At 43.8% G+C, this 26,174-nt stretch carries 25 protein-coding genes; 9 read left to right on the top strand and 16 right to left on the bottom strand.

The features are described 5' to 3' along the window. Positions 1 to 138: 138 nt before the first annotated feature. The 6 genes from FEK29_RS00570 to nadD all read left to right on the top strand — a co-directional run bounded on the left by FEK29_RS00570 (position 139) and on the right by nadD (position 4,961). On the top strand, positions 139 to 1,191 hold the full coding sequence (locus FEK29_RS00570) for a sugar phosphate isomerase/epimerase family protein (RefSeq protein ID WP_138256460.1): 1,053 nt from the start codon (positions 139 to 141) through the stop codon (positions 1,189 to 1,191). A gap of 17 nt (positions 1,192 to 1,208) precedes the next feature. Further along, entirely contained in the window at positions 1,209 to 1,958 is a 750-nt protein-coding gene (locus tag FEK29_RS00565) for a 3-keto-disaccharide hydrolase (protein ID WP_138256459.1), read from the top strand. A gap of 17 nt (positions 1,959 to 1,975) precedes the next feature. Further along, a complete protein-coding gene (locus tag FEK29_RS00560; RefSeq protein WP_138256458.1) occupies positions 1,976 to 2,797 on the top strand; it encodes a 3-keto-disaccharide hydrolase in 822 nt (273 codons plus the stop codon). Positions 2,798 to 2,884: 87 nt separating this feature from the next. Beyond that, positions 2,885 to 3,742, top strand: a complete 858-nt coding sequence (locus FEK29_RS00555; RefSeq protein ID WP_138256457.1) for a YicC/YloC family endoribonuclease — start codon at positions 2,885 to 2,887, stop codon at positions 3,740 to 3,742. Next, positions 3,742 to 4,326: a guanylate kinase gene (gene gmk / locus FEK29_RS00550; protein WP_138256456.1), complete on the top strand. Its 585-nt coding sequence runs from the start codon at positions 3,742 to 3,744 to the stop codon at positions 4,324 to 4,326. The genes FEK29_RS00555 and gmk overlap by 1 nt, the downstream gene beginning before the upstream one ends. Before the next feature lie 50 nt (positions 4,327 to 4,376). Further along, entirely contained in the window at positions 4,377 to 4,961 is a 585-nt protein-coding gene (nadD, locus tag FEK29_RS00545; RefSeq protein ID WP_138256455.1) for a nicotinate (nicotinamide) nucleotide adenylyltransferase, read from the top strand. 6 nt (positions 4,962 to 4,967) lie between these two features. On the opposite strand, the gene FEK29_RS00540 is transcribed toward nadD, so the two are convergent. The 3 genes from FEK29_RS00540 to FEK29_RS00530 all read right to left on the bottom strand — a co-directional run bounded on the left by FEK29_RS00540 (position 4,968) and on the right by FEK29_RS00530 (position 8,490). After that, positions 4,968 to 5,705 (bottom strand): DUF6503 family protein, encoded by a 738-nt coding sequence (locus FEK29_RS00540; protein WP_240042624.1) that lies wholly within the window; start codon positions 5,703 to 5,705, stop codon positions 4,968 to 4,970. Then, positions 5,656 to 7,926, bottom strand: coding sequence for an inorganic phosphate transporter (locus FEK29_RS00535; RefSeq protein WP_138256454.1), 2,271 nt, complete (start codon positions 7,924 to 7,926; stop codon positions 5,656 to 5,658). The genes FEK29_RS00540 and FEK29_RS00535 overlap by 50 nt, the downstream gene beginning before the upstream one ends. A 180-nt stretch (positions 7,927 to 8,106) precedes the next feature. Continuing rightward, entirely contained in the window at positions 8,107 to 8,490 is a 384-nt protein-coding gene (locus FEK29_RS00530; RefSeq protein WP_138256453.1) for a carboxypeptidase-like regulatory domain-containing protein, read from the bottom strand. A gap of 176 nt (positions 8,491 to 8,666) precedes the next feature. On the opposite strand from FEK29_RS00530, the gene dgt reads away from it, so the two are divergent. Continuing rightward, a complete protein-coding gene (gene dgt, locus FEK29_RS00525; RefSeq protein ID WP_138256452.1) occupies positions 8,667 to 10,010 on the top strand; it encodes a dGTP triphosphohydrolase in 1,344 nt (447 codons plus the stop codon). On the opposite strand, the gene FEK29_RS00520 is transcribed toward dgt, so the two are convergent. Together FEK29_RS00520 and FEK29_RS00515 are read right to left on the bottom strand one after the other, a co-directional pair. Further along, positions 10,007 to 11,134, bottom strand: a complete 1,128-nt coding sequence (locus tag FEK29_RS00520) for a DUF3078 domain-containing protein (protein ID WP_138256451.1) — start codon at positions 11,132 to 11,134, stop codon at positions 10,007 to 10,009. The two genes, dgt and FEK29_RS00520, sit on opposite strands and share 4 nt — an antisense overlap. Continuing rightward, on the bottom strand, positions 11,131 to 12,918 hold the full coding sequence (locus tag FEK29_RS00515; protein WP_240042623.1) for a 1-deoxy-D-xylulose-5-phosphate synthase: 1,788 nt from the start codon (positions 12,916 to 12,918) through the stop codon (positions 11,131 to 11,133). Before FEK29_RS00515 ends, FEK29_RS00520 begins: the two co-directional genes overlap by 4 nt. A 76-nt stretch (positions 12,919 to 12,994) precedes the next feature. Here FEK29_RS00515 and FEK29_RS00510 point away from each other — a divergent pair, with 76 nt between their 5' ends. After that, positions 12,995 to 13,438 (top strand): nucleoside deaminase, encoded by a 444-nt coding sequence (locus FEK29_RS00510; protein WP_138256450.1) that lies wholly within the window; start codon positions 12,995 to 12,997, stop codon positions 13,436 to 13,438. 68 nt (positions 13,439 to 13,506) lie between these two features. Here the strand turns inward: FEK29_RS00510 and FEK29_RS00505 are convergent, their stop codons facing one another. The 10 genes from FEK29_RS00505 to aspS all read right to left on the bottom strand — a co-directional run bounded on the left by FEK29_RS00505 (position 13,507) and on the right by aspS (position 21,996). Beyond that, positions 13,507 to 13,698, bottom strand: a complete 192-nt coding sequence (locus tag FEK29_RS00505; protein ID WP_138256449.1) for a cold-shock protein — start codon at positions 13,696 to 13,698, stop codon at positions 13,507 to 13,509. A gap of 63 nt (positions 13,699 to 13,761) precedes the next feature. Then, positions 13,762 to 14,037, bottom strand: coding sequence for a hypothetical protein (locus FEK29_RS00500; RefSeq protein WP_138256448.1), 276 nt, complete (start codon positions 14,035 to 14,037; stop codon positions 13,762 to 13,764). A 130-nt stretch (positions 14,038 to 14,167) separates the two neighbouring features. Further along, a complete protein-coding gene (locus FEK29_RS00495) occupies positions 14,168 to 15,592 on the bottom strand; it encodes a M20 family peptidase (RefSeq protein ID WP_138256447.1) in 1,425 nt (474 codons plus the stop codon). A gap of 162 nt (positions 15,593 to 15,754) precedes the next feature. Further along, entirely contained in the window at positions 15,755 to 16,138 is a 384-nt protein-coding gene (locus tag FEK29_RS00490) for a nuclear transport factor 2 family protein (RefSeq protein ID WP_138256446.1), read from the bottom strand. Between the two features lie 195 nt (positions 16,139 to 16,333). Then, positions 16,334 to 16,729 (bottom strand): DUF1398 domain-containing protein, encoded by a 396-nt coding sequence (locus FEK29_RS00485; RefSeq protein ID WP_138256445.1) that lies wholly within the window; start codon positions 16,727 to 16,729, stop codon positions 16,334 to 16,336. Between the two features lie 81 nt (positions 16,730 to 16,810). Further along, positions 16,811 to 17,116 carry a type II toxin-antitoxin system RelE/ParE family toxin gene (locus FEK29_RS00480; protein WP_138256444.1) on the bottom strand — a complete coding sequence of 102 codons (306 nt, stop codon included), beginning with the start codon at positions 17,114 to 17,116 and terminating at the stop codon, positions 16,811 to 16,813. After that, on the bottom strand, positions 17,116 to 17,334 hold the full coding sequence (locus FEK29_RS00475) for a hypothetical protein (protein ID WP_138256443.1): 219 nt from the start codon (positions 17,332 to 17,334) through the stop codon (positions 17,116 to 17,118). The genes FEK29_RS00480 and FEK29_RS00475 overlap by 1 nt, the downstream gene beginning before the upstream one ends. A 254-nt stretch (positions 17,335 to 17,588) precedes the next feature. Then, positions 17,589 to 18,104 (bottom strand): hypothetical protein, encoded by a 516-nt coding sequence (locus FEK29_RS00470; protein ID WP_161595293.1) that lies wholly within the window; start codon positions 18,102 to 18,104, stop codon positions 17,589 to 17,591. A 146-nt stretch (positions 18,105 to 18,250) separates the two neighbouring features. Then, positions 18,251 to 20,038: a chloride channel protein gene (locus FEK29_RS00465; RefSeq protein WP_138256441.1), complete on the bottom strand. Its 1,788-nt coding sequence runs from the start codon at positions 20,036 to 20,038 to the stop codon at positions 18,251 to 18,253. 209 nt (positions 20,039 to 20,247) lie between these two features. Continuing rightward, positions 20,248 to 21,996, bottom strand: a complete 1,749-nt coding sequence (aspS, locus tag FEK29_RS00460; RefSeq protein WP_138256440.1) for an aspartate--tRNA ligase — start codon at positions 21,994 to 21,996, stop codon at positions 20,248 to 20,250. A 262-nt stretch (positions 21,997 to 22,258) separates the two neighbouring features. On the opposite strand from aspS, the gene FEK29_RS00455 reads away from it, so the two are divergent. After that, positions 22,259 to 22,606 carry a toxin-antitoxin system YwqK family antitoxin gene (locus FEK29_RS00455; RefSeq protein WP_138256439.1) on the top strand — a complete coding sequence of 116 codons (348 nt, stop codon included), beginning with the start codon at positions 22,259 to 22,261 and terminating at the stop codon, positions 22,604 to 22,606. Positions 22,607 to 22,678: 72 nt separating this feature from the next. Here the strand turns inward: FEK29_RS00455 and FEK29_RS00450 are convergent, their stop codons facing one another. Further along, entirely contained in the window at positions 22,679 to 26,173 is a 3,495-nt protein-coding gene (locus FEK29_RS00450; RefSeq protein ID WP_138256438.1) for an efflux RND transporter permease subunit, read from the bottom strand. Position 26,174: the final 1 nt, after the last annotated feature.

The following is a 26,174-nucleotide window of genomic DNA, read 5'->3' as shown; positions in this document are numbered from 1 at the left end:
AGTAGGGAAATTGGCCATTATCTACGATAAATTTCATCGAGATGGGTAAAGTGAGAATTTATTAAAAATATAGAAAAAACAGTAATCAAGGTATTGAATAATTACATCTAACCGCTTAAAAACAATTAAAGATAAGAGATGAAAACAATTAAAGGACCAGGAGTATTTTTAGCACAATTTGTAGATAGCAAAGCACCGTTCAATTCCTTGGATGGATTATGTAAATGGGCTGCGGATTTAGGTTACAAAGGCATTCAAATACCCACGTGGGAAAGTTTTCTCATTGATTTGGACAAGGCGGCAGAGAGCCAGGACTATTGTGACGAGCTCAGGGGCAAGATAAATTCCTATGGTTTGGAAATCACGGAACTTTCCACGCACCTACAAGGACAGTTAGTGGCAGTGCACCCCGCATATGATTTGATGTTCGACTCCTTTGCGCCAAAAAATCTACATAACAATCCCAAGGCCAGAACGGAATGGGCCATTGAAACGGTAAAAAAAGCCGCTACCGCCAGTAGAAGGCTGGGCCTAACGTCCCATGCCACGTTTTCAGGCTCGCTGCTATGGCATACCATGCACCCATGGCCACAAAGGCCGGCAGGACTTGTAGAGATGGGCTTTGAAGAGTTGGCCAAAAGGTGGATGCCCATATTGAACCACTTTGACAAGGAAGGTGTGGATGTCTGTTATGAGATACACCCAGGTGAAGACCTTCATGATGGCGACACCTTTGAACGCTTTTTGGAAGCGACGAATAATCACAAACGCGTAAATATTCTTTACGATCCGAGTCACTTCGTGCTCCAGCAATTGGATTATATTCAGTACATCGATTTTTACCATGAATTCATAAAATCCTTTCATGTAAAGGATTCCGAGTTTAACCCAACGGGAAAGAAAGGAGCCTTTGGCGGTTATAACGATTGGGGCAACCGCGCGGGAAGATACCGTTCATTAGGCGATGGCCAAATCGACTTCAAGACCATATTTTCCAAGTTGACACAGTATGGCTGTGATGTATGGGCCGTAATGGAATGGGAATGCTGCATTAAAAGTCCGGAACAGGGAGCGCGGGAAGGTGCCGTTTTCATTAAGGACCACATCATTGAGGCAACACAAAAAACATTTGACGATTTTGCCGGTGCCGAAACCGATGAACAAATGTTAAAAAACATTTTAGGACTTTAATCATAAAAACTGAACTTATGAAAAATATATTTAAAATAGCTTTTCTTGTAATGCTTGTACTAGGTTGCAAGGAGGCAAAAAAGGAGGCCGAGGAAACCAAGGAAATGGTGGAGGAAACTACAATGTCTTCAAAGGCCGATGAATGGACAACGTTATTCGATGGGGAATCCTTCAACGGTTGGCATGAATACCTAAAGGAGGATGTATCCGATAACTGGAAGATTGAGGACGGCGCTATGGTCTTTTATCCGCCGGAAACCAGGGAAAATGGAAATCAGTTCAACTTAGTTTCAGACGGTAGTTATACTGATTTTGTCCTGTCCATGGATTGGAAAATCGCCCAAAATGGGAATAGCGGCGTAATGTGGGGCGTGAAGGAAATCGATAGTCTGGGGCAACCCTATCTTACAGGCCCAGAGATCCAGGTATTGGACAATGAAGGACACCCCGATGGTAAGAACGGAACCAGCCATCAATCCGGGGCATTGTACGATATGGTATCGCCTATGAAAGATATGACAAAGCCCGTCGGCGAGTGGAATACCATGGTCATTACCATAAACCATAAAACCAATGAGGGAAGGGTTGAATTGAACGGGGAAACCGTGGTGGAATTTCCAGTGAACGACCCGGAATGGGGCGAAATGGTGGCCAATTCCAAATTTGCGGATTGGGAACATTTCGCAAAATACCCTACCGGTAAAATAGCGCTACAAGATCATGGTGATGGAGTGGCCTATAAAAACATCAAAATAAAGGAGCTTTAACACCAAGAACAATAATTATGAAGAGAATCTATAGTGTCGGATTGTTATTTTCGCTAGTATTCACCGCCTGCCAGGAAAAGGTACAGGAAGTTGCCAAGGAATCCGCAACGGAAATAAAAGATGAAGTTATCGTACATGAGGAATACAGTGGTACCGAGCCTACCACTCCTGAGGAAACGGAGTTCTACGAACCTAAGGTTCCAGTGGTAAACCCCTCTTCCCAAAATGGTGCGCCCAGTGATGCCATAATTTTGTTTGATGGCAGCGGTTTTGACAATTGGATTTCCGCTAAGGACAGCACTGCAGCAAAATGGCATTTGAATGACGATGGTAGTATGACCGTTAACGATAAAACAGGTGACATCCAAACCAAACAAAATTTTGGGGACATTCAACTCCATATTGAATGGAAATCGCCGCTACCTGTTCAACGGGAAGGGCAAAACAGGGGTAATAGTGGTATTTTCCTAAACGGTCTGTACGAGGTTCAGGTATTGGATAATAACGATAATCCAACCTATGTAAACGGACAGGTAGCGTCCATCTACAAACAGCATGTGCCTTTGGCCATGGCTTCCGTGCCTACAGGGGAATGGAATACCTATGATATCATTTACCATGCCCCGGAGTTCAATGAAGAAGGTGGTAAAATTAAGTCTGGTACCATGACGGTTATCCATAATGGTGTTCTGGTTCAGGACCATATTGAGATCAAAGGAACTACACCTTATATTGGGTGGCCCAAGAACCCTGCCCACGGTAAAGGTCCTATAATTTTACAGGATCATGGGGACGATAGCCGCGTAAGTTATCGCAATATTTGGGTCAGGGAACTTTAAGTATTTGAGCTCGGCTTTGCAACGCTCGTGAAGGGCATCTCAATACCCGTTCAAAAAAGGTATCTTTGCCCCAACTAAATTCGATTTATGATTCAATCCATGACTGGATTCGGGAAGCATGTTGTACAGCTTCCAACTAAGAAAATTACGGTAGAAATTAAATCCTTGAACAGCAAGAGTATCGATTTAAATGCTCGGATGCCGTCTGCCTATAGGGAAAAGGAGTTGGAGCTTAGAAAGCTGATCGCGAACTCCCTGCAACGTGGTAAAGTCGATTTTAACCTCTATGTGGAGATCACGGGCGATGAGGCTTCAGGCCAGGTCAACGAGAACGTTGTTAGGCAGTACATGAAGCAACTGAAGTCCATTGCTGACGGGCAAGATATTCAGTTGTTGGAAATGGCCCTAAAGTTGCCCGATGCCATGCGAACGGATAGGGACGATATTGATGATGAGGAATACCAGGCAATTTTAGGAGCCTTGGATGGGGCCTTGGCTGAAATCAATACCTTCAGGTCTGAGGAAGGGAGTGTCCTTGAAAAGGACTTTTTGGAACGAATAGCGGCATTACAGGAGTTGTTGGAAAAAGTCGTGGCCATGGACCCTGAAAGGCAGGCCAATGTGCGGGAGCGATTGGAAAAGGCCGTACAGGATATCAAGGTGGAGGTAGATGCGAATCGTTTTGAACAGGAACTCATCTATTACTTGGAGAAGTACGATATAACCGAGGAAAAGGTACGCTTGGCCAACCATTTGGATTATTTTGAAAAAACCTTGATGTCCAGTGACAGCAATGGTAAAAAGCTGGGTTTTATCTCCCAAGAGATAGGGCGTGAGATCAATACCATTGGTTCCAAGGCCAATTACGCCCCCATGCAACAGTTAGTGGTCCAAATGAAGGACGAATTGGAAAAAATCAAGGAACAGATGCTAAACGTTTTATAATGGAAGGAGGAAAGCTCATTATTTTTTCGGCGCCGTCCGGAAGTGGAAAAACGACCATCGTACGTCATCTTTTGGGAATCCCAGAACTGAATTTGGCATTTTCCGTATCGGCTACGTCCAGGCCCAGAAGGGGAAAGGAAAAAAATAAGGAGCACTACTATTTCATGACGGTATCGGAGTTCAAGAACCATATCAAGAACGATGATTTTTTGGAGTGGGAGGAAGTCTATCGCGACAATTTTTATGGCACCTTAAAAAGCGAGGTGGAACGATTATGGGCCCAGGGCAAGAACGTTATTTTTGATATAGACGTTGTTGGGGGGCTCCGTATCAAAAAGAAATTTCCGGACCGCACCTTGGCCGTTTTCGTAAAGCCGCCCAGTGTGGACGAGCTTAAGATACGCTTGAAAAAAAGAAGTACGGAGAGCGATGATAAAATCAATATGCGCATCGCCAAAGCATCGGTAGAATTGGCCACCGCACCTCAATTCGATAAGATCATCAAAAACTACGATTTAAAAGTGGCCCTAAAGGAAGCGGAGGAACTGGTCGCTGATTTTGTAGGGGTTAAGAATAAGGAGTAGTGCGTTTTCACAGCTTTTTTTCTTCTTAATAGTATTAGCTCGGTAAGCCGATGAAAAGGATAGGACTGTATTTTGGTACTTTCAACCCGATACACATCGGTCATTTGGTCATTGCGAACCATATGGTGGAGTTTTCCGATCTGGATGAGGTTTGGTTTGTGGTAACCCCTCAAAGTCCTTTTAAAGTGAAGAAATCGCTTCTGGATAACCACCATAGATACCAAATGGTGTTGGAGGCTACGGAAGACTATCCAAAGTTAAAACCTTCCAAGATAGAGTTTGGACTTCCCCAACCCAATTATACGGTCAATACCTTGGTCCATTTATCCGAAAAATATCCTGAGGGACATCAATTTTGCCTGATAATGGGGGAGGATAACCTAAAGAGTTTCCACAAGTGGAAGAACTATGATGCCATTTTGGAGGGATATGATTTATATGTCTATCCAAGGATTTCGAAGGGAGAGATGGGATCCAAATTTAAGGAGCATCCCAAAATACATAGGGTAAATGCTCCAATTATGGAAATTTCTTCAACCTTCATTCGCAGGGAACACAAGAAAGGAAAGAACATCAAACCTATGTTACCGGCTGCCGTTTGGAAGTATATGGATGAGATGAATTTTTATAGATAGCAGCGGTTAATCCAAAGCGTATGCTTTTACAAGGTCGTCCGTTCCTAAATATTTATCATTCGTATTATAGTACCATGCCCTTATTTTGGGTATTTTTATGTCGTTGACGGTAATTTCTTCCGATAATAGGATGTACTCACCGTCGTTTTTGGATTCATCGTGGAAGAATTGATAGACTTCCATCTTGTAATTGGTTGGGTCAAAATAAAAGTACCAAGTATCGCTCCCTACTTCTTCGTCGTATTTTACTTTTAAAACCAGATACTCTTTTCCCTTAAATGATTTTTTGCCCACTTTGGGGTCTATAAGGGTCCCAGGATCTTTTAATTTCATGGGCAGGCCATAGAGATAGGTGTAGTAATCCTTCATTTTAAGAGCCCGCTCACACGTAATCTGAAGACTATCCCGGTACGTGTCGGCAATAACGGGACTGTTGTTCAGCAATAGTTCACATTCGCCCTTGTCTATGATATAATCAACCGTATAATTTCCTTTTCGTACGGACGATTTAAAATATTGGCCGGGTAGGTTCAATTCCAACTGTGTCCTACGCGTTTCCGCATCTGGGGTTGACATGAGAATGGCCATTTTTCCCTTAAAACTTTTCCAATTTCCATTGGGATCGTGGTAGGCAATGGCCTTTTCCAACAATTTGGGTCCGGTCAGTTCTTCTTGGGCACTGCTTTGAAGAATGTTAAAGAAAAGTACTGGAAGAAACCACTTTAGAATTTGAATACTTTTCATAGGTCTCTATTAAGTTCATAATGGCGGTCAATAAATCCTTGGTCTCCAGCAAAAGGCTAAAGTAGAGGGCGGTGTTTTTAGGGCTGGATTCGTCCGATCGGGTGCGTTCTACCTGCTTGGCAATTTTAGCATCGAGTTTGTTGAGCAGCTCCTGTTTATTCATGAGAAGCGGTGTCAATTTTTCAAACCTTTTGTTCTCAAAAATATCCTGAATGCTTTTGAATAGGTCTTCCACATACGACTCGGTTTCCTTTAGGTCCTTTATTTGGTTAAACCGAAGTCTTTTATGGTTGTTATGGACATGCTTGTATCCCGCTTTGGAAATATACTCCAAGGATTGTGTCATATCCTGTAAATAACTCAGAGCGGTGATGTAAAAGTTACTTGTTCCTACACTGGATTCGTCCAAATTCTTGATAAAATAGAAAATGTTATTTCGTAGGTCCTCAACCTCCTTGTCCAGTTTATTGATGCCTTTTTTTCCTTTTTTAAGGGTGTCTATGTCGTGTTTTGCCAGTCCGTCGATACTTTGGGTATAGATTTTATTGCCCCTTTTCATCGAAAGGGCAATGTTTGAGGAACTTTCCTCTATCAATCCAATAATCGTATTGCTTTCTGCACGCTGTAGTTTTTCCTCCAATTTGGTTTCCTTTATTTTTTTGGAATGGGAGAGGTAGTTTTTACCTATGAGCAGGAAAGCCAAAATCAATAGGGCACCAATGGCAATAAGGCCACCAAGGTGTATTATGTAAGCAATTATGGCCGCGGCCGTGAAGGCGCTAAACGCGGTAAAGAACCATCCGCCAATAACATTGAGCACACCTGCGACCCTGTAGACGGCGCTCTCCGGTCCCCAAGCCCTGTCGGCCAAGGAAGACCCCATAGCCACCATGAAAGTCACATAGGTGGTGGACAAGGGCAATTTCATGGAGGTTGCCAAGGAAATCAATACACTGGCCACCATTAAGTTGACCGAAGCCCGTACCAAATCAAAAGCAGGTTGGTCCTTTACCTTGCTCTTTGGAATGTATACGTACGGTTTTTGGAATTGCTTGTCGATTCTTTCCTGGATACTTTTCGGTATAATTCCACTTAGATTTTCGGAAGCGACAATCGTGTATTTTACGATATTCCTGGAAAGGAAATTGGGTTCAAATCGTTCGTCTCCTTCATCCTGTCTGGATAGGTCAACACTGGTTTTTACCACACTTTTGGCTTTGGATGAAAACCAAAGGGTAATAATCATGACAACCCCTGACAAAAGCAGGAGGTAGGTTGGGGTCTGTACGGCCGCAGAGAGTCCTTTCATGTTGAACTCGGTAGGAAGGATTCCGGAGCTTTTCCAGCTAGTGAACGATTCCAATGCCGCCAAGGGCACCCCAATAAAATTGACCAAATCATTACCGGCAAAAGCCATTGCCAATGCAAAGGTGCCCAAAATGATAATGATTGTGTAAATGTTCCATTTCAAAAAGGCGGAAACCACATAGGAAACCAAGGTCCAAAACGCAATATTGATTGCAATAAATAAAGACGCTTGGGTAGCGATGAACTGGTTTATAGCCTCAGGAAGGATGGAAGTTCCACTAAGACCTTTGACCAGAATAAAATAAATGATTCCCGTAATAGCCAAACCACCAAATATAGCCCCGTACCATTTGGGTTTTTCATGGAATTTAAAGGAAATAAGGATACGGCTGAAAAACTGAACGATAGCGCCAATGGTAAAAGCCACAACAACGGATAGCAGTATGCCCAAGATGATTTCCGTGGCCTTATCTGTATTTATGTAATTCGCCAAATCTGAAAAACTTCCTTCATCGGCATATATTTTTACCAAGGAGATGGCAACGGCGGCACCCAACAATTCAAATACAATGGAAACCGTAGTGGACGTGGGCATGCCCAAGGTATTGAAGAAATCCAAAAGCAGGATGTCCGTAATCATTACAGCCATGAAAACGATCATTATTTCCGCAAATACGAACTCGCCGGGATTAAAAATGCCTTTTCTGGCGACTTCCATCATACCGCTCGAGGAAATGGCGCCAAAAGCTATCCCTACACTGGCTACGATCATGATTGTCCTGAAGGAAATGGCCTTACTCCCGATGGCCGAATTCAAAAAGTTGACCGCATCATTACTTACTCCAACCACCAGATCTGTTATTGCCAAAACGGCCAAAGCAATGATCATGAAGAGGTATATGTTTTCTCCCATCTAAAAATTAAATAAATGCAAAAATGATATTATAAATCGTCAATGAGGTTAATATAAGGTTATGAAGCAGGTGGGAATCAAACCGTAAATGCCCGTCTTTTTGTTATTGAAGATGAAAATAGGAAATAAATCCGTAATAGTCGGAAAATTGACCAAATAGTATTTTGAAGTCCTTCGGTATCAATAATTGGGTTCGATAGACTGGTCCGATGTCATTTTTTCGGAAGTTTCGGCCATTACAGGAATGGTCAATGTCTTGGCTTTTAGCGACTCCAGAATTTCCAGTTGCTCGTCTTCTTTTATTTTAATGGGAACTTCCAAGGATTCATACCCTAAAAAGTTGATTTCCATTATGTATTCGCCAGGGGCCACATCTGTAATCTCGAAATTTCCATTGAAATTTGTCTGATCAGACCAATCGGTATTTTTCAATGAGACCGATGCCATAAGCAAAGGCTCGTTGAACATTTCGCTGTCCAGAATTTTTCCGCGAACGGATCCTGTCGCCTGTGCATACATTAGGGTCGTGAAAAGTCCGGCAATCGCAAAAAATAATACTCTCATTTATCAATAGTTTATTTGCCTGCAAATAAAAACATGCAAGGTTAACTTAAGGTTATGTGCTGGTTATCTATTTATTTTATTAAGGTTAAGATATTGGTTGATTTCCGTCCCGTTTTATTTTCTTTTCATCGTTCTACATCACAAAAAATGTATCTTGCGTGGATTAAACAAGCATCATGAATTGGGAGCAATTACTGTCCTTGCGCAGGAAGGGCGATGTCAATAAACGCATCAGGAATGAACAGAACGAGACCCGTTTGGGCTTTGATGTAGATTATGACCGAATCATTTTCTCCGCAGCTTTTAGAAGCTTACAGGACAAAACCCAGGTGATTCCGTTGTCCAAAACCGACTTTGTACATACCCGATTGACGCATAGCTTGGAAGTTTCCGTTGTGGGCAGGAGCCTAGGCAGGTTGGCCGGTCAAAAAATTTTGGAGAAACACCCGCACTTAAGCGAAATCCACGGATATAAGTTTAATGATTTTGGGGCGATCGTCGCCGCGGCCGCTTTGGCCCATGATATAGGCAATCCTCCTTTTGGACATAGCGGGGAAAAGGCCATTGGCGAGTATTTCAAGAACGGTAATGGGCGTATTTTCAAGGAGCACCTACGTCCAAAGGAATACCAGGACATCATTGATTTTGAAGGGAATGCCAATGGCTTTAAATTATTGACCCAGGATAGGGAAGGTGTTTCTGGCGGCCTTCGTTTGAGCTACGCGACCTTAGGGGCCTTTATGAAATATCCTAAGGAATCCTTGCCCAAGAAACCTACAAAACATATTTCCGATAAAAAGTTTGGTTTTTTCCAGTCGGAAAAGGAAGCCTTTATGGACGTTGCCCAAGATTTGGGACTGAACCAAACTAGAAATGGATCTGATGTTTCTTTTGCCAGGCATCCCTTGACGTATTTGGTGGAAGCGGCAGACGATATTTGTTATACGATTATCGATTTTGAGGACGGTATCAATTTGGGATTGATTTCGGAGGATTTTGCCTTGGAATATCTGATAAAATTGGTCAAGGATTCCATAAATACCAAAAAGTATAATACCCTTAAGTATAAGGAAGACCGCATCAGTTACTTAAGGGCCTTGGCCATAAACACGCTCATTCAGGATGCCGTATCCATTTTTATGGACAATGAGGAGAATATACTCTATGGTATCATGGATACTTCTCTCATGGATAAAAGCAAATACGACGCTCAAATTAAGGATATTATTAGCTTGAGTGTAGAGAAGGTTTACAAGGCTCAGGAAGTTATTGAAAAAGAGATTGCCGGATATAAGATCATTGCCGATATCCTAGAGGTATATACCGATGCCCTGGTTAAAAAAAGGAACCTTACGGCATCCAATTACCATCACTTGTTGCTGGAGACCTTGCCGGAATTTTACAGAAGGACGGACCTTTCCCTTTATGAAATACTGCTGAATACCTGTTGCTATGTTGCTAGTCTGTCGGACAGTTCCGCCGTGCATATCCATAACAAAATAACGGGAAAACAGCTTTAGAAGTCAACAGCCACTCCCACACCCAGCACTTGTTTGAACTGTATTTTGGGTATGCCGGGATCCACAACGATACCTGCATCGTTTTGGATTTCGTCAAACAGGATGTCATCGTCATAGATGATATGTGTGCCCAAGGTGGTAAGAATGTATTTGTTCACCCTCATTTTTATGTTCAGTTCCCAATCCACGTCCACATTACCAAAACTCTTTAGATAATCGGTATAGAGGTTTAACCGACTATTGGCGTCGATGTTTGTGGCAATATTGAAGTCCCATTTGTGCGTAATCAGAATTCCAAGCTCCAACCGGTGGTTTTCCCCGGGTGTAATTACATTGCCATTTGCATCCAAAATGGCCTTTTCCACACCAAAGGAACCTCTGTCTGCCAAATCCTGATCAAGGACAAAGGTGGATTTTTGGGTGATGGGCGACATGTAAAGATTGAACTTCTGGTTTTTGCTGATATAGGAAGTACCGGCACCGAAAAAGAAATATCCGGGAGCCATAAAACGTGATATGGGATTGTCCCTATCCGGATATTTATAACCGTTCGAAAATTGGGTATTGAAGTTAAGCTGCACGGAATAATACCAATTGCTGATGGTGTCCCTCCTGTAGCCAACGTTTGAGCTTAGTCGGATCACATCCTCGGTCTTTCGTATTTGACGTCCTTCCTGGGCGTTGAGGCCATACCGAAGTTCAACGATATTGTCCCACTTAAAATACCGGAACTTATAGTCCCGTACGAGCTTTAAAAAACTCAGCCCACTAATGGCATTGTCACCACCCGCATTCCAATTGACAAAAGCCACCTCGCTCAAGTTGATGCCCAACAGGTTTTCCTTCGTCCAAAAAGATGGTACGCGAAAAGGGTCGTACTTGTCCTTTAATGCCTTTGTGCGTTTAAAGGAGATAACCGGGTTCATCAAATTCACCCCCCTAGGTACATGTCTTATTTTCTCCTGTGTCTTGCGGATGACGATTGTGTCCACCACCGTTGTATCGATTACAACGGTATCTGCAACTATGGGGGATGGTATCGTATCCTGGGAATAGGCGGTAACAGAAATGAAAAATACTATATAGTATAATACTTTGAATTTATGGAAAAAAACGTCTTTCATAAAAGTCTCTCAATATAGGTTCGTATTGATTGAATATCGATTTGTGCCAATTGGTATAATTCTTCTTGGGTGCCGTGTGGTATGAATACATCGGGGATGCCAAAGACTTTTATTTCTTTTGGACAGCCCAAATCGTTTGCCACTTCAAGGATACCACTTCCAAAACCACCTATGGCCGATCCATCCTCTACCGTTATGATGTGCCCATAATTTTTTAGTATTTGATGGATGCGTTTCGTGTCCAAAGGTTTGATAAACGGAAAGTGGTAATGACCTACGCTTTGGTCGTTCGTGATTTCTTTTAGCACCTGTGTAATGCTGTTGCCTATAGTGCCCGTACTGAGGATGGCAAGGTTCGTTCCTTTTTTCAATTCAAGGGCCGTACCGATTTCCATTTCTTCAAAGGGCCGCTCCCAATCCAACAATACGCCTCTCCCACGCGGATACCGAATGGCAATGGGGTTTTCCAATCCCAATTGGGCAGTATACATGATGTTGCGCAGCTCCACTTCGTTCAATGGGGCGCATAGGACCATGTTGGGAATACATCGCAAGTAGGCAATATCAAAGGCTCCGTGGTGCGTAGGACCATCCTGACCTACCAAACCTGCCCTGTCCAAACAAAAAATGACCGGTATATTTTGGAGGGCCACATCGTGGATGATCTGATCATAGGCACGTTGTAGGAACGTGGAATATACATTGCAAAAGGGGATGAGTCCCGCTGCCGCCATTCCCGCTGCCATGGTAACGGCGTGTTGTTCCGCAATACCTACATCAAAGGCCCGATCCGGGATGGCTTCCATCATATATTTTAACGAACTTCCCGTGGGCATGGCCGGAGTGATTCCCACGATCCTTTCGTTGGCGTTGGCAAGTGCAACCAAGGTATGCCCAAACACATCCTGATATTTTAAAGGCTCCGGTCTATCACTCTTTTTGAGCAGTTCTCCCGTATTTTTATCGAACTTGCCAGGGGCATGATAGGTTACCTGATTTTCTTCGGCTTTTTGCAGCCCCCTTCCTTTTATTGTGATAACGTGGAGCAATTTAGGGCCAGGAAGGCTTTTTAAGCGCTCCAGTTCCTGTATCAATGCGTTTAGGTCATGTCCGTCCATAGGACCCGAGTAATTGAAATTGAGACATTCAAAAATGTTCTCGTCCTTAGCGGTTCCCTTTTTTACATTGGTCAGGTATTTTTTTAATGCACCTACGCTGGGGTCTATGCCTATGGCGTTGTCATTGAGGACAATAAGGATATTGGTGTCCGTAACCCCGGCATGATTCAGCCCTTCAAAGGCCATACCACTGGCAATGGAAGCATCACCAATTACGGCAATGTGCTGTCTCTGGTGTTCTTCCTTTAATTTGGATGCCAAGGCCATTCCCAATATGGCGGATATGGAAGTGGAGCTATGTCCCGTCCCAAAGGCATCATATTCACTTTCGCCCATTTTTGGAAAACCACTAATGCCGTTGAGTTGTCTGTTGGTCCCGAATATCTCTTTTCTGCCCGTAAGGATTTTATGTCCGTATGCCTGATGTCCCACGTCCCAGATCAATTTATCCGTTGGGGTATTGAAAACATAATGCAGTGCCACGGTGAGTTCCACCACGCCCAAACTGGCGCCCAGATGCCCTTCCTTGGTCGCCACGATGTCGATAATGAATTCCCTAAGTTCCCGGACCACTTGGGCCAATTGGTCCTTGGACAGCTTTTTAAGGTCCTTTGGGGCGTTGATATGTGCTAAGAGTGTGTCCAATTGGGATTTAATTCGTGGCAAAAATACTTCTTTTAAACGCCAAAACAATTGTTTTTAAATAGTAGTGGCCCTGTATATCTTATTGTATTTTTGAAATATGATCGCACCTTTTGATGATTCCTATTTCATGAAAAAGGCCCTGCAGGAGGCCGAGCATGCCTTTGAACAGGACGAGATTCCCGTGGGAGCCGTTGTCGTAATCCAGGACCGGATCATTGCCCGGGCCCATAACCTTACGGAAAAACTGCACGATGTTACGGCCCATGCGGAAATGCAGGCCATAACCGCCGCTGCCAATTTTCTGGGGGGAAAGTACCTTAGGGATTGTACCCTGTACGTTACCTTGGAACCTTGCCAAATGTGCGGTGGCGCACTTTTTTGGAGCCAAATCTCAAAAATTGTTTATGCGGCATCGGACCCAAAACGGGGATTTAGGGCCATGGGTACGCATTTACACCCAAAAACAGAGGTGGTAGGAGGTATTTTGGAGTACGAGGCATCTGAACTTTTACATCGGTTTTTCGAAAAAAAAAGGAAGTAGTCGATATGAACGTATAAAAAAACCACGCAATGCGTGGTTCCGGTTCCTGCAAAATGTAATACTTATGATTAGAGAACGGTCACCTGTCCCGCTACTATGCCTTTTCTGCCTTCTTGTTCAACGTATTCTACTTTGTCTCCTTCCCTGATCTCTTTTCCGTTAAGAGCGGTCGCGTGGACAAAAATGTCCTTTCCCGTGTCGTCGTTGGTAATAAACCCATAACCTTTGGATTCATTGAAAAATTTTACTTTGCCAGTCATTACAATAAAAATTAGGTAATTAATATCCTAAAAATAGCAAATTTTAGGTCACTTAGGAGATAATTAGTCTTTTTTATCCTTTGGAAATCTTTGATTTTCAGTGTTTTTTGTCGATTTCCCCTGCATTTTCCGAATGTTTTCCTCGGTCAGCATATAGTCGTTCATTTTTTTGCCCCTACTTTCCTTGATCAAGAACAGCGGCATGGCCACCAAAAAAAGCCCTACCGTGCCACCGCCAATAAACTTGTGCGCCGTTGCCTCTTGCGAATCCTCCAGATTGAATCCGTAAACGATACATCCAAAGGAAGCCAGTACGATAAGTAAAATCAGGTACCGCATGGCACAAAGTTAGGAAATATGGAATGGAATCCATCGGGTTTACCAAAACACAGGTTTGCAGCAAATCGGTACAAAATCCCTATTGGCATGCTAAGGTTCGTTAGGATAAAAATCGTCGGATCAAAAAACCTTACTTGAAATTCTTGATAAGCTGGTAGGAAAATGAAATGATTTCCCTGTAGTTATCCTTGCTGATTTTTTCGTCTATTCCGTGAAAACGCGACATGCTATCCGGTCCCAACCTAATGGGATAAAAACGGTACACATCCTCCGCGATTTCGTAAAAATACCGTGCATCCGTACCTCCCCCCACCAATCCAGGTACTACTACGCTGTTCGAGAATTGGGTACGTATGGTCTGTTCCAGAATTTTATAGGCATTTGAATCTATGCTGGATACTTCTGAAGGATTGGTCAAAAACCCCACAGGTTCTACCCTGATCTTATCGGAAATGGTGTTTTCAATATGTTCCTGTACCGATGCTATCGTCTCACCGGGCAAAATCCTAAAGTTGATGGTCGCTTCCGCTACCGTGGGGATTACGTTGTTCTTAACGCCGCCGCTTACAATGGTAGGGGCCGTAGTGGTGTGGGCGTTCAATGCCTCCAGTATGGGGTCCTTGAACAGCCAAGGGTTTGCGAAGGCCATTCTTTTAAAGAACGGGAGTTCTGCCCCCATATATTCAAGCTGGTAGTCGATAGGTTTTACTAGTTTATAGGGTAATTGATTGCTTTCCAAGTCTACAATTGCCTGAGCGAGCATTCCTATTGTGTTCTCTTTTGGAGGTTGGGAGCTATGGCCACCGTTGGTCTCTACGATCAACCGAAAGGAGGCAAATCCCTTTTCGGCCAGGTTGACCATGGCTACGGTTTCAATACCGGGAACTAGGTTCTCCGCCAAAAATCCGCCTTCATCCAAGGCCATGGCCGCGGTAACGCCTTTCGATTTTAAATGCTTTGCGATTTCGGCGGCACCTTTGCTGCCCCCAACTTCCTCATCGTGCCCAAAGGCCAAATATATCGTCTGGGAGGGTACAAAGGACTCCTCCAGCAGTTTTTCCACGGCCTCCATAAGACCGATCAAAGTGCCCTTGTCGTCCAAGGTGCCACGGCCAATGACGTGGGTATCCGTAATCGTACCGGCAAAAGGCCCTGCCTCCCAGTCCGCGAGTGTGGGCTGGTCCACGGGAACCACATCTTGGTGCGACATTAAAATAAGCGGCTTCTTGGAAGCATCGGAGCCTTTCCAGGTGTATAGCAGGCTATAGGTATTTATTTTCTCAAGGGAAAGATTTTTATGCACTAGGGGAAAGGTTTCTTCCAAATACCTGTGAAAGCCAAAAAAGGCGGTCGAGTCCGGAATGGCGTCCTCGCTAAAGGAAATGGTCTCGTATTGCAGTCCCTTCGAAAGGTTTTGAAAGATATCATCTGGGAGCTCTATAGTTTCGGCAGTGCCTGGGGCCACTTGTTTGGAGCCCATTTGTAGGGTGTTAAAGACCAAAATGCTTGCAATGACAATCAGTATCAGCAGTAAAAACAGTAGTATTTTTTTCATAAGGTGGTGGTTGTTTAGGGGGAATGTTCGGCCCGTTTAAATGTAAGCATTTCTATCGGTTCAAAATATACCGTGTTTTTTTTTGATGCCCGACTTTGCATACAAATACAGCCGAAGCAAAGAGAACGCTTCGTGACAACTATCCAATGTAGGGTAAACCGATTAAATCTGGTGTATGGGAACGACGTATGACCGAATGGATTTTACCGTGGAAGCCTTGGCACTGGTAAACTCATAAAAATCCGAGAAACCGAACCTATTGTCATCCTCAATCAACATTTCGCCATGTACGGCAGCTTCTTTTCCGTGCGTCACGATCCCGTGTATGGTAAGCTCCTTCGTTTTATTGGTGCCCATTTCCTCCAAAGCCGATTTAAATGCTTCCTTTCCTTGTATTGGGATATCGCCCACCAAGGTCCAAACGACATCCGTAGCCATAAACTGCATGGCCTTCTCAAGATCATAGGCCGCAAAGTATTGGGTGAGTTGTTTTACCAATTCCCTTTTTGGTGAATTTCCGCAATCGGGTTTACAGTATATATCCATACCTTTAAAATTAGGTCAATAGCTTGATTCTTAAAAATCTCCTTTTGCAAGCGGTATTTCGCTTATTATACAAATCCCTCGCTAGCGCAAGCGTCACGCTTGTGTTGGGGTTAGTTGTATATTAGGTTTAGGCACGAGCAAGATGCTCGCGCCAGCGCGGGGGAATCATTTTTTGGCACGTACAGATACTGATTCTTATTGGGCAATGGGTATGGCTTCCACTAGAACTGCATTTCCGGCTTTATCATAATAGGTGCAGGTCAATTTTAGAAGGTCTACAATCCATTTTTCAACACCTGTTTCCGCACAATGGTTGCAAAAGGCAACATAATCCATTTCCCCTTTCTGGTGCGATGAAAGGTATTGGGCAAATTGTTCTTTTTGGAAAGCCTCCGCAATAGCCAAAGGGTCGTATTTTGGTTCCGAGCGGGTTTGAAACCCATTTTTGCCAAAATAGTGGGTGTGGCTATCGGTAACCCAAGTTTCGAAGGAAACGACCCCAAGTTGCTTAATTTCCTGAATATATTTTGGGAAGTCGGCTCCTGTTTTGACGTTCGCGTGGGCTAGTTCTATTTGTGCTAGGGTGAACATAGTGGGCAAATGTTTGTCGAATTTTCTTGGTAAAGTATACAGGAATGGATTTTAACTCAGTTCTTTGTTTTTCTTTCGTTCTTATTTCAATTGCTGTTTTAGTTTATTAGGGTCTTGTCTTGTGTCAAACAATGTGATAACTTCTATTTCTTTTTGTTTAAAATTTACACGGTAGAAAAAAGTCGTATGTTTTGTGACAACACATTTATAGATTCCCCCAAATTCCCTTGATTTTTTGCAGCTTTCAGGATATTCTGATATCTGTTCGATTTTTGCTGTCAATTTATCTAGAAAATCTTTTTTAACCTTATAACCCCATTCCTCCAATAAATATTCGGTAAGTCTTTTCAATTTGTATTCGGCAAGTTCCGAAATGAAAACTTCCATCAAGAAATCTTTTTAAGCACGTCTTTAAACGAAGTCCGTTTTCCATTATCCAACTGTTCGATTCCTTTTTTGATTTCCGCTTGCTCAGATTCGGTCAATTCATTCCAAAAGTCCGATTTCTCATTATTTATGAAGTCGGTTACTTTTTTGATAAAGTTGTCATTGTCGATATTCAATATCATTTTGACAAGTTCTATTTTAGATGTTTTGATGTCCATTTTGATACCTTTCTTTCAAATTTACTGAAATTTCACAACTCCATCGGAATTTTGTGAATGAAGCACAACGGTTCTCGGCTATGATTTCGTTGTGGCTGGCGGCTAGCGAGCGACGGCGTTGGCCGGTGCGATTTTCCAGCGAGCCAAGACCGCAGGACGAAATCATTCCCTTAGTTATTTGTTTTCTTAAAAATAGGGAATTTAGTTCAAGGCAGGAGGGAACAATGAATTATAGTCAGTGTTGGCAGCTGTTTTTATTTTCCATTTAAACAGCTTATTTCGATGCTGTTCCGTAGAGGGGATGTAGATATTTTTCTCCCTCCGATAAATTCTCCAGTTTTCTGATTATAGATATCATAGGTTTTTTCTCCGTCCATATTTATTTCCAGAATGGATTTATCTCTGATTTTATTATGTAATATTTTTTGCCCAGCTTCTCCATTATACAATATAATTAAAGCCAAACTATCTTGAACTTTTATAAAATACCTTTTTTCCAAATTACTTTTTCTATTTCCTTCCTTTTTAAAAGGTTCAAATAATGGAAAATATTCTTTTTTATTTGATTCAATAACCTTTAAGCATACTAGATAATGATTGTAGTTATTTTCCGTAACGCTTATGACCTCTCCTTTAAGTTTTAGGTCAAAATCATTAATGAATTTTACTTTTCCACTGTCCAAAAAACAGGCTTTGCATAAAAAAAGGATTAGCGTAAATGATAAGATTTTGATTGTCTTTTTATCGGTCATTTTTGAAATAGCTGCCAACTTGTTTATATGGATGTAAAATACATCTATATACCCCAATAAAGGTATAAAACAGATGAACGCTGCAATAGATTAAAGTCAAGGTTGGTCTGTGGAAACTAGTTTAAATAGGTGTATACCAAATTTGCCGAACTAAGACTAAAACCTTAGTTCCCCGTAAAGTTAATGAGTTCCCTACGGTAGGCCGTCAACAATTTGGACTTGGAGACAAAGCCCAGATATTTGCCGTCCTTGACCACGGGCAGGTTCCATGCCCCGCTATCCTGGAACTTTTGCATGATCGCCTGCATCTTGTCCTGCCCGTAAAAGATGATTTCCGGGGGCTTTTGCATAAAGGTGATGACCTTGGTGCTTTTGTATAGGGTGGTATCGAACATAAACTCCCGTATATCGTCCAGCAGGATAATGCCCACCAAGGCTTCTTGGCTATCCACTACGGGGAAGATATTTCGGGTAGACTTGGCCACGGATTCATGGAGCATTTCGCCCAAGGTCATGTGTTGGTCCACCTTTTTAAAGTTCATCTCAATGAGGTCGTCCAACTGCATGAGTGTCAGCACGGCCTTGTCCTTGTTATGGGTGAGGAGGTCGCCGCGTTCGGCAAGTTCCCGGGTATAGATCGTATAGTCTATGGTGTTTTTTGTAATCAGGTAGGAGATGGATGCCGTAATCATCAGTGGAACGAAGAGACCGTAGCCTCCTGTGATTTCCGCAATGAGGAAAATCGCTGTAAGGGGCGCGTGCAACACCCCGGCGATGAGTCCGGCCATGCCAATGAGCGTAAAATTACTCTCCGAAACCGAGAAGCCCAATCCCAGATTGTTAATGACCTTCGCCACCACGTTGCCCAAGGCACTTCCCATCACCATGGTGGGTATGAAGATTCCCCCCGCGCCGCCGGCCGCCAAGGTAGTGGTCATGGCCACGGCCTTGAAAATGGTAATACCGAACAATAGGGCGATGACCACCCAAATATTGTCCAGGAAGGCGTCAAAAGGTGTCTTTCCAAGGGCCTGTATATGGTCGCCGAGCAATAGGTTGTTTATAAAGCTGAAACCTTCCCCGTAAAGTGGTGGAATCATGTACAGCATGATGCCTATGGCGAGTCCGCCCACCAGGAGTCGGTATTTGGGACTTTTTAGCGGTTTGAACAAGTGCAGGATGCCAAAGTACATTTTGGTAAAATAGATGGAGGCTACTCCCGTCCCAATCCCCAGAACGATGTAAAAAAGCGTATCCTTCACCGCAAAGGCACGTGAAATATTGAAGGTGAACAATACCTCGTTGCCCAAAAAGAAGTAGGAGGTAAGCACCCCCGAAATGGATGCCAATAGCAGGGGCAGCATGGAGATCATGGTAAGGTCCATGCTAAAGACTTCTACCGCGAATATGATGGCCGCGATGGGCGATTGAAATATGGAGGCGATGGCACCTGCCGATGCACAGGCGATCAATAACGAGCGGGTCTTGGCACTGATGTGGAACAATCGGCCCAAATTGGAGCTAATGGCCGCTCCCGAAGCTACGGCGGGCCCCAAAAGTCCAACCGACCCTCCAAAACCAACGGTCAGGGGTGCGGCCACCAGTTGGGTCAGAATCTGTTTTCGGTCAATGATGCCTTTCTTTTTGGAAAGGGAGAACAGGATGGAGGACACGGCGTGTTTCAAGCGTTCCTTGTGCACAAACTTAACGTAGAGATATACCAAGGTCAACCCGATAATCGGCAGTATAAAATACAATTGGTTACTGGAGAAGATGATGCCTCGTTCCAGGGAGGCCTCAATAAAATAGGTGATGTTTTTTAGTGTGACCGATGCCAGGCCCGCCAACAGCCCTACTACAACGCTGAGGATGTAGATGAAGGTCTTTTCGGAAATATGCTTGTACCTCCAAATGAGCAAACGCTTTAAGAATGATTTGTTTTGGGTTGGCATAGTAATACCTTGAATTGAAGGAACGTTCAAAGGTATTTAAATAGTGTTTAATTCCGATACTTGTTTTTAAGCACAGTTCATTCTAAGTGGAGCGCAGCGGAACGAAGAATCCGTTGTGTGTCTAGTACTCCCAACAATGACCTGAATTTCTTTGGGAATTTGTTCCAACAATAGATACTTCACTGCGTTCAGGATGACAATCGTGTCTGTTAAAGATACAACTTCAAATGCAATTCCTCCAACTGCGCATTGTCAATGGGGGCAGGAGCATCGATCATAACGTCCCTACCGCTGTTGTTTTTAGGGAAAGCAATAAAATCACGGATGGTTTCCTGTCCGCCTAAAATGGCTACCAATCGGTCCAAGCCAAAGGCGATTCCCCCATGGGGCGGTGCACCATACTGGAAGGCATCCATCAAAAACCCGAACTGTGCCTTGGCCTCCTCTGGGGTAAATCCTAAATGCTTGAACATAATAGATTGGGTCTCCTTGTCATGGATACGAATGGAACCTCCTCCAATTTCGTTCCCGTTCAACACCAAATCGTAGGCATTGGCGCGGACCGCCGCCGGGTCTGAATCCAACAACTCCAATTGCCCCGGTTTTGGGGAGGTGAATGGATGGTGCATGGCATGGTAATGTCCGGTTTCCTCATCCAGTTCCAACAACGGGAAATCAACGACCCATAAAGGTGCAAACTCATTGGATTTCCGCAAGCCTAATTGTTGTGCCAATTCCATACGGAGGGCACTCAATTGGGTACGTGTTTTATGTGTTTCCCCAGATAGTACGCAAATCAAATCTCCTGGATTGGCGCCCGTCACTTTAGCCCATTTGGCAAGGTCCTCTTGGTCGTAAAACTTGTCTACAGATGATTTGTAGCTACCATCTTCGTTGCAACGGCAGTAGACCATTCCCAATGCCCCAACTTGTGGTCTTTTGACCCAGTCAATCAGCTGGTCTATTTCCTTTCTGGTATAGGCGTTTCCACCGGGCACGGCTATACCAACGACCAGTTCGGCATTGTTGAATACATTAAAGTCTTTATGTTGGGCCACCTCGTTCAATTCCCCGAATTCCATCCCAAAACGGATGTCCGGTTTATCGTTCCCATATTTTTCCATGGCCTCGTCATAGGTAATTCGGGGGAAGGTATCTACTTCCACCCCGTTGATTTCCTTTAAAAGGTAACGGGTCAGTCCCTCAAAGACGTTCAAAATATCTTCCTGCTCCACAAAGGCCATTTCACAATCTATCTGAGTAAACTCCGGTTGTCTATCCGCCCTGAGGTCTTCGTCCCTAAAACACTTTACGATCTGGAAATATTTGTCCATGCCGCCCACCATTAATAATTGCTTAAAGGTCTGTGGGGACTGCGGAAGGGCATAGAACTGACCTTCGTTCATACGGCTGGGCACTACGAAATCACGTGCGCCCTCTGGGGTGGATTTTATCAAATAGGGAGTCTCTACCTCTATAAATCCTTGTTGCGAAAGGTACTTTCGCACCTCCATGGTAACCTTGCTTCGAAAGATGAGGTTGTTTTTTACCGGATTTCGGCGAATGTCCAGATATCTGTATTTCATGCGAAGATCCTCACCGCCATCCGTATCGTTCTCGATGGTAAAAGGTGGAGTTTTGGAGGTGTTAAGTACAGTTAGTTCCTTTACCAGTACCTCAATATTCCCTGTAGGGATCTTATCGTTTTTGGAAGCCCTTTCAATGACCGATCCCTTTACTTGGATAACGAATTCCCTACCTAGGTTTCGGGCGTTTTCCAAGAGTTCTGCAGAAGTGCGGTCCTGATCAAATACCAATTGGGTAATCCCATATCGGTCGCGTAGGTCCACCCAAACCACAAATCCCTTGTCACGGGTCTTGTGCACCCAACCGGACAAAACAACATCGGTATTTATATGTGAATCCCTTAATTCCCCACAGGTATGGCTTCTGTACATAAGTATCGGTTTATAAAAGAAAGGGCAAATTTAAGAAGTCTTTGTTGATTAGAAATTTATTTATTCCATCCCTTTTTTAAAATGTAAGGAAGGGTATAATTGTTAAAGTTAACATTGTAAGTATCTAAAAAACAGACGTCTATCGTTTAAATGTAAATTTAATGTTAAGTAAATGTTACCTAAATATTGATTTATGGTAAAATAATGCTACATTTGTAACGTTAATGTTATGTTGAAGATACTTATTTAAAAATATAAACAGATGAAACGTTTACTAATAATCGCCATTTTAGCACTTTCCTTTGGTGTAAATGCGCAACAGATAGCTCCCAAGTTTGAAAAAGTAGGTGATCAGGTAAAAGCGACCTATTTTCATGCCAATGGGGAAATTTCCCAACAAGGTTTTTTCCTGAACGAAAAATTACAGGGAGAATGGATTATGTACGATACCAAAGGCGAAAAAATTGCCATGGGTAACTACGATAAAGGTGTTAAGACCGGTAAGTGGTTGTTTTGGGAAGGTGAAATTGTTAAAGAAGTTAGTTTTGACAACAACAAAATCGCCAGTGTAGAAAAAATGAATGTGAAGGAGTCCGTCGTGACCAACTAGTGTCTCCTTTTAAAAAAATAAAAAGCCCGATACTTTTGTATCGGGCTTTTTTGTTGCGTGCCATTTATAATACTATTCAGAAATCATTGTCTCTTTTTTATCTTCTGTTGAACGAAGACCCCTTAACTTGATTTTAATTCGGTAAACGATATTGAACAATACCGGTACAATGATCAAGGTCAAGAAGGTGGCTACCAATAGGCCGAAAATAACCGTCCATGCCAAGGGTCCCCAGAACACCACGTTATCCCCACCAATGTAAATATGCGGGTTAAACTCTGAAAAGAGGGCAAAGAAATCGATATTCAAACCAATGGCCAAAGGGATCAATCCCAACACGGTGGTAATAGCGGTCAAGATTACGGGGCGCAAACGTGCCTTACCTCCCTTAACGATGGCTTCGGTAGCTTCGGGCAAGGTCAAAAGGTCCTTGTCGTCCATGCCCAATTTTACCTTTTTTCGGTCTACCAAAATCTGGGTATAATCCAGCAGTACCACGCCGTTGTTCACCACAATACCTGCCAAGGATATAATTCCCATCATGGTCATCATAATCACAAAGGACCAACCGGTAATCATCAATCCACCAAACACTCCAATAAAGCTTAGGAAAATGGCGATCATAATAATTAAGGGTTTTGAAATCCCCCCAAATTGGAATATCAATATCAACATGATGAGTCCAAGTCCGGAGAAAAAGGCACCAATCAAGAACATCTGTTGCTTGTTCTGTTCCTCGATCTCCCCGGTGTAATCCACTTTTATATTTTCCGGCATGCCCTCAAACTGCTTCATTTCCTCCTGGATCTGGGCAACGATGGCCGCGGCGTTCCCCCCGGCTTTTAACCCCGAGTAAACGGTAACCACGCGGTTGCCATCACGGTGTTTGATCGCACTGAAACCGGAAGTATTGGTTTCCTTGGCAACGGCGGAGATGGGAACTTCCTTGATCTGTCCGCTTGCGGGATCCCTAAAAATGATGTTCTGGTTGAACAGCGCACTTTTATTATATCTAAGATTTTCGTTGAAACGAACATTGATGTCGTAATCCTCCCCGTCTTCCTTATAGACCCCGGCCTTTTCGCCAAAAAGCGATCGGCGCAATTGGTTCCCTACCTGGCCCACGGCCACGCCCAGTTCCCCGGCCTTTTCACGGTCCACGTTCACGCGCATGGCTGGCTTGCTCTTGTTGACATCGATTTTCAGTTCCTCGATACCTTCAATGTTCTTGGTGTTTAAGAAATTTCGAATGTCCTCTGCAGTGCTTATCAACTGATCGTAATCCCTGCCTTCCAATTCAATGTTGATGGGAGGGCCCGCTGGCGGACCGTTGGCTTCTTTTTCAACGGATATGGCTACACCGGGATAAATTCCCGCTACGGCCTCCTGAACCTTGGCACGGATATCCTCCGTATTCACGCCGTCACGGTATTTGAATTCCGCAAAGTTTACGGTCACTTTGCCTTTGTGCGGCATTTCTGCGGACGAACCACCGTCCGTCAAGGGGTTTCCAGCACCTTCCCCCACTACCGATACGGCCGAGGTTACGATGAAGTTCTCCCCGTTCTTTTTGTAGGCCGGGTCGTCCATAAGTCCGTAGACCTGTTTTTCGACTTCCTTGGTAATCTCGTTGGTTTTTTCGATCGCCGTGCCTTCTGGGTATTCTATGTAGACATAGATTTCATTGGGAATGTTGTCCGGGAAAAATTCCACCTTGGTCCTGCCGGTGCCCAACGACACGCCAAAGAGCATGAATACCGCAATCAACAAAAGAAAGGTGAGGCCAAAATACCAGTACACGTTTTTGCCCCGTAAAGCATGCTCTAGACGTCTCTCGTACCAATCCTCAAAACGGGACATAGTGTTCTTTTGAAATCTCTGCGCAGCTCCCTTAATTACATATTTGTAGACCCAAAACATGATTCCGGTTAAGATCAATACTGAACCCAATCCGCGCATGGCTCCACCAAAAATCAATATTAGGGCACCAAACCCACCTAAGATGATGCTCAAACGGATCAACTGTTTTTTGGTAAGTTCCTTTTCACTGGTATTCATGAATTGGGACACCAACATGGAGTTCATAAAAATGGCCACAACCAAGGATGATCCCAATACTACGGATAGCGTTATAGGAAAATACTTCATGAACTGACCAAAGATTCCGGGCCATAGTCCTAGCGGAACGAAGGCCGCTACCGTGGTTGCCGTTGAAATAATAATGGGATAGGCGATTTCACCAATACCCTTTTTGGCAGCCTCTATTTTGGGCATACCCTCGTCCATGAGTCGGTATACGTTTTCCACCACCACAATACCATTGTCCACCAACATACCCAGTCCCATGATCATCCCAAAAAGGATCATGGTGTTGAGGGTGTATCCCAAGGATGAAAGAATCATAAAGGACATGAACATGGACATTGGGATGGCGAATCCAACGAAAAGGGCGTTTCTGAACCCAAGGAAGAACATCAATACGGTGACCACCAGAATGATTCCGAAAATGATATTGTTCACCAGGTCGTCCACTTGGTTTAAGGTTCTTGTGGAGGAGTCGTTGGCGATGGATATGTGCAGATCTGCCGGAAAGTAGTTTTGCTGCTCCTGTTTTACGATTTCCCTGATCTTGTCCGCGGCTGAAATGGCGTTCCTTCCGGCACGTTTCTTCACGTCCAACATCACCACATTATCCCCAAATTCCCGGGCATACGTAGTTTTGTCCTTTTCCTCAAAGGTAACCTGTGCTATGTCCTTTAAATAAACCGCACCGTTTTCTGATTTTACCACAAAGTTGTTCAGGTCACTTGGATTTTCGATCTCCCCCAAAACCCGGATCGTTCTTCGTTGTCCACTGGCCTTTAAATTTCCGGCGGATATGGTCATGTTTCCGTTACCGATGGCATTCAATACATCCTGAAAGCTGATCTTGGCGGCCATCATTTTGTAGATGTCCACGGCTACCTCCACCTCTTTTTCCTGGGCCCCGCGTATATCGGCCTTTTTGATTTCCGGAAGGTCCTCTATTTCATCCTGAAGATATTCGGCAAATTCCTTCAAACGCTCCACCGGATAGTCCCCGGTAAAATTGATGTTCATGATGGGTACTTCCTCTGAAAAATTCAGGTCGAACACATTTGGTTCTACTTTGGCACCGTTGAACGTGGGCCAGTCCTCACTGGCTTTCTCAGAATCCACTTCGTCCTTTACGTTCTGTTTGGCCTGTTCCACGGTAATTTCCTCATCGAATTCCACCGTAATGATGGCATAGTCCTCTTGGGAAGTGGAAACAATTTCTACGACGTTGCTCACGTTTTTGAGTCGGTCCTCCAAGGGATCCGTTATCAATCGTTCAATATCCTCCGCGGTATTCCCGGGGTAGGGGGTGCTGATGTAGACCTTGGTCTCCACGATTTCCGGGAAATCCTCCCTTGGCATCGCCATATATGCCGAAAAGCCCAGCCATAGGAAAATGGCGATCATCACATAGATGACCGATGGGTTGTCAATGGCCCAGGAGGACAGCTTAAACTCCTTGTCGGCGTTTTTCTTTACTTTATCGCTCATG

It is taken from the genome of Maribacter aurantiacus (assembly GCF_005780245.1).
Classification (GTDB): domain Bacteria; phylum Bacteroidota; class Bacteroidia; order Flavobacteriales; family Flavobacteriaceae; genus Maribacter; species Maribacter flavus.
Note: the sequence above shows the minus strand (reverse complement) of the source record. Positions and strands in the feature narration are given on the sequence as shown.

Excerpts from the sequence above, each read along its gene's own strand:
- FEK29_RS00495 (WP_138256447.1), bottom strand. The coding sequence starts at position 15,592 with ATGAAAAAAATACTACTGTTTTTACTGCTGATACTGATTGTCATTGCA.
- gmk (WP_138256456.1), top strand. The coding sequence starts at position 3,742 with ATGGAAGGAGGAAAGCTCATTATTTTTTCGGCGCCGTCCGGAAGTGGA.
- FEK29_RS00505 (WP_138256449.1), bottom strand. The coding sequence starts at position 13,698 with ATGACTGGCAAAGTAAAATTTTTCAATGAATCCAAAGGTTATGGGTTT.
- FEK29_RS00475 (WP_138256443.1), bottom strand. The coding sequence starts at position 17,334 with ATGGACATCAAAACATCTAAAATAGAACTTGTCAAAATGATATTGAAT.
- FEK29_RS00480 (WP_138256444.1), bottom strand. The coding sequence starts at position 17,116 with ATGGAAGTTTTCATTTCGGAACTTGCCGAATACAAATTGAAAAGACTT.
- FEK29_RS00520 (WP_138256451.1), bottom strand. The coding sequence starts at position 11,134 with ATGAAAGACGTTTTTTTCCATAAATTCAAAGTATTATACTATATAGTA.
- FEK29_RS00560 (WP_138256458.1), top strand. The coding sequence starts at position 1,976 with ATGAAGAGAATCTATAGTGTCGGATTGTTATTTTCGCTAGTATTCACC.
- FEK29_RS00565 (WP_138256459.1), top strand. The coding sequence starts at position 1,209 with ATGAAAAATATATTTAAAATAGCTTTTCTTGTAATGCTTGTACTAGGT.
- FEK29_RS00540 (WP_240042624.1), bottom strand. The coding sequence starts at position 5,705 with ATGAAAAGTATTCAAATTCTAAAGTGGTTTCTTCCAGTACTTTTCTTT.
- nadD (WP_138256455.1), top strand. The coding sequence starts at position 4,377 with ATGAAAAGGATAGGACTGTATTTTGGTACTTTCAACCCGATACACATC.
- dgt (WP_138256452.1), top strand. The coding sequence starts at position 8,667 with ATGAATTGGGAGCAATTACTGTCCTTGCGCAGGAAGGGCGATGTCAAT.
- FEK29_RS00465 (WP_138256441.1), bottom strand. The coding sequence starts at position 20,038 with ATGCCAACCCAAAACAAATCATTCTTAAAGCGTTTGCTCATTTGGAGG.
- FEK29_RS00450 (WP_138256438.1), bottom strand. The coding sequence starts at position 26,173 with ATGAGCGATAAAGTAAAGAAAAACGCCGACAAGGAGTTTAAGCTGTCC.
- FEK29_RS00455 (WP_138256439.1), top strand. The coding sequence starts at position 22,259 with ATGAAACGTTTACTAATAATCGCCATTTTAGCACTTTCCTTTGGTGTA.
- aspS (WP_138256440.1), bottom strand. The coding sequence starts at position 21,996 with ATGTACAGAAGCCATACCTGTGGGGAATTAAGGGATTCACATATAAAT.
- FEK29_RS00530 (WP_138256453.1), bottom strand. The coding sequence starts at position 8,490 with ATGAGAGTATTATTTTTTGCGATTGCCGGACTTTTCACGACCCTAATG.
- FEK29_RS00485 (WP_138256445.1), bottom strand. The coding sequence starts at position 16,729 with ATGTTCACCCTAGCACAAATAGAACTAGCCCACGCGAACGTCAAAACA.
- FEK29_RS00490 (WP_138256446.1), bottom strand. The coding sequence starts at position 16,138 with ATGGATATATACTGTAAACCCGATTGCGGAAATTCACCAAAAAGGGAA.
- FEK29_RS00555 (WP_138256457.1), top strand. The coding sequence starts at position 2,885 with ATGATTCAATCCATGACTGGATTCGGGAAGCATGTTGTACAGCTTCCA.
- FEK29_RS00510 (WP_138256450.1), top strand. The coding sequence starts at position 12,995 with ATGATCGCACCTTTTGATGATTCCTATTTCATGAAAAAGGCCCTGCAG.
- FEK29_RS00500 (WP_138256448.1), bottom strand. The coding sequence starts at position 14,037 with ATGCGGTACCTGATTTTACTTATCGTACTGGCTTCCTTTGGATGTATC.
- FEK29_RS00535 (WP_138256454.1), bottom strand. The coding sequence starts at position 7,926 with ATGGGAGAAAACATATACCTCTTCATGATCATTGCTTTGGCCGTTTTG.
- FEK29_RS00570 (WP_138256460.1), top strand. The coding sequence starts at position 139 with ATGAAAACAATTAAAGGACCAGGAGTATTTTTAGCACAATTTGTAGAT.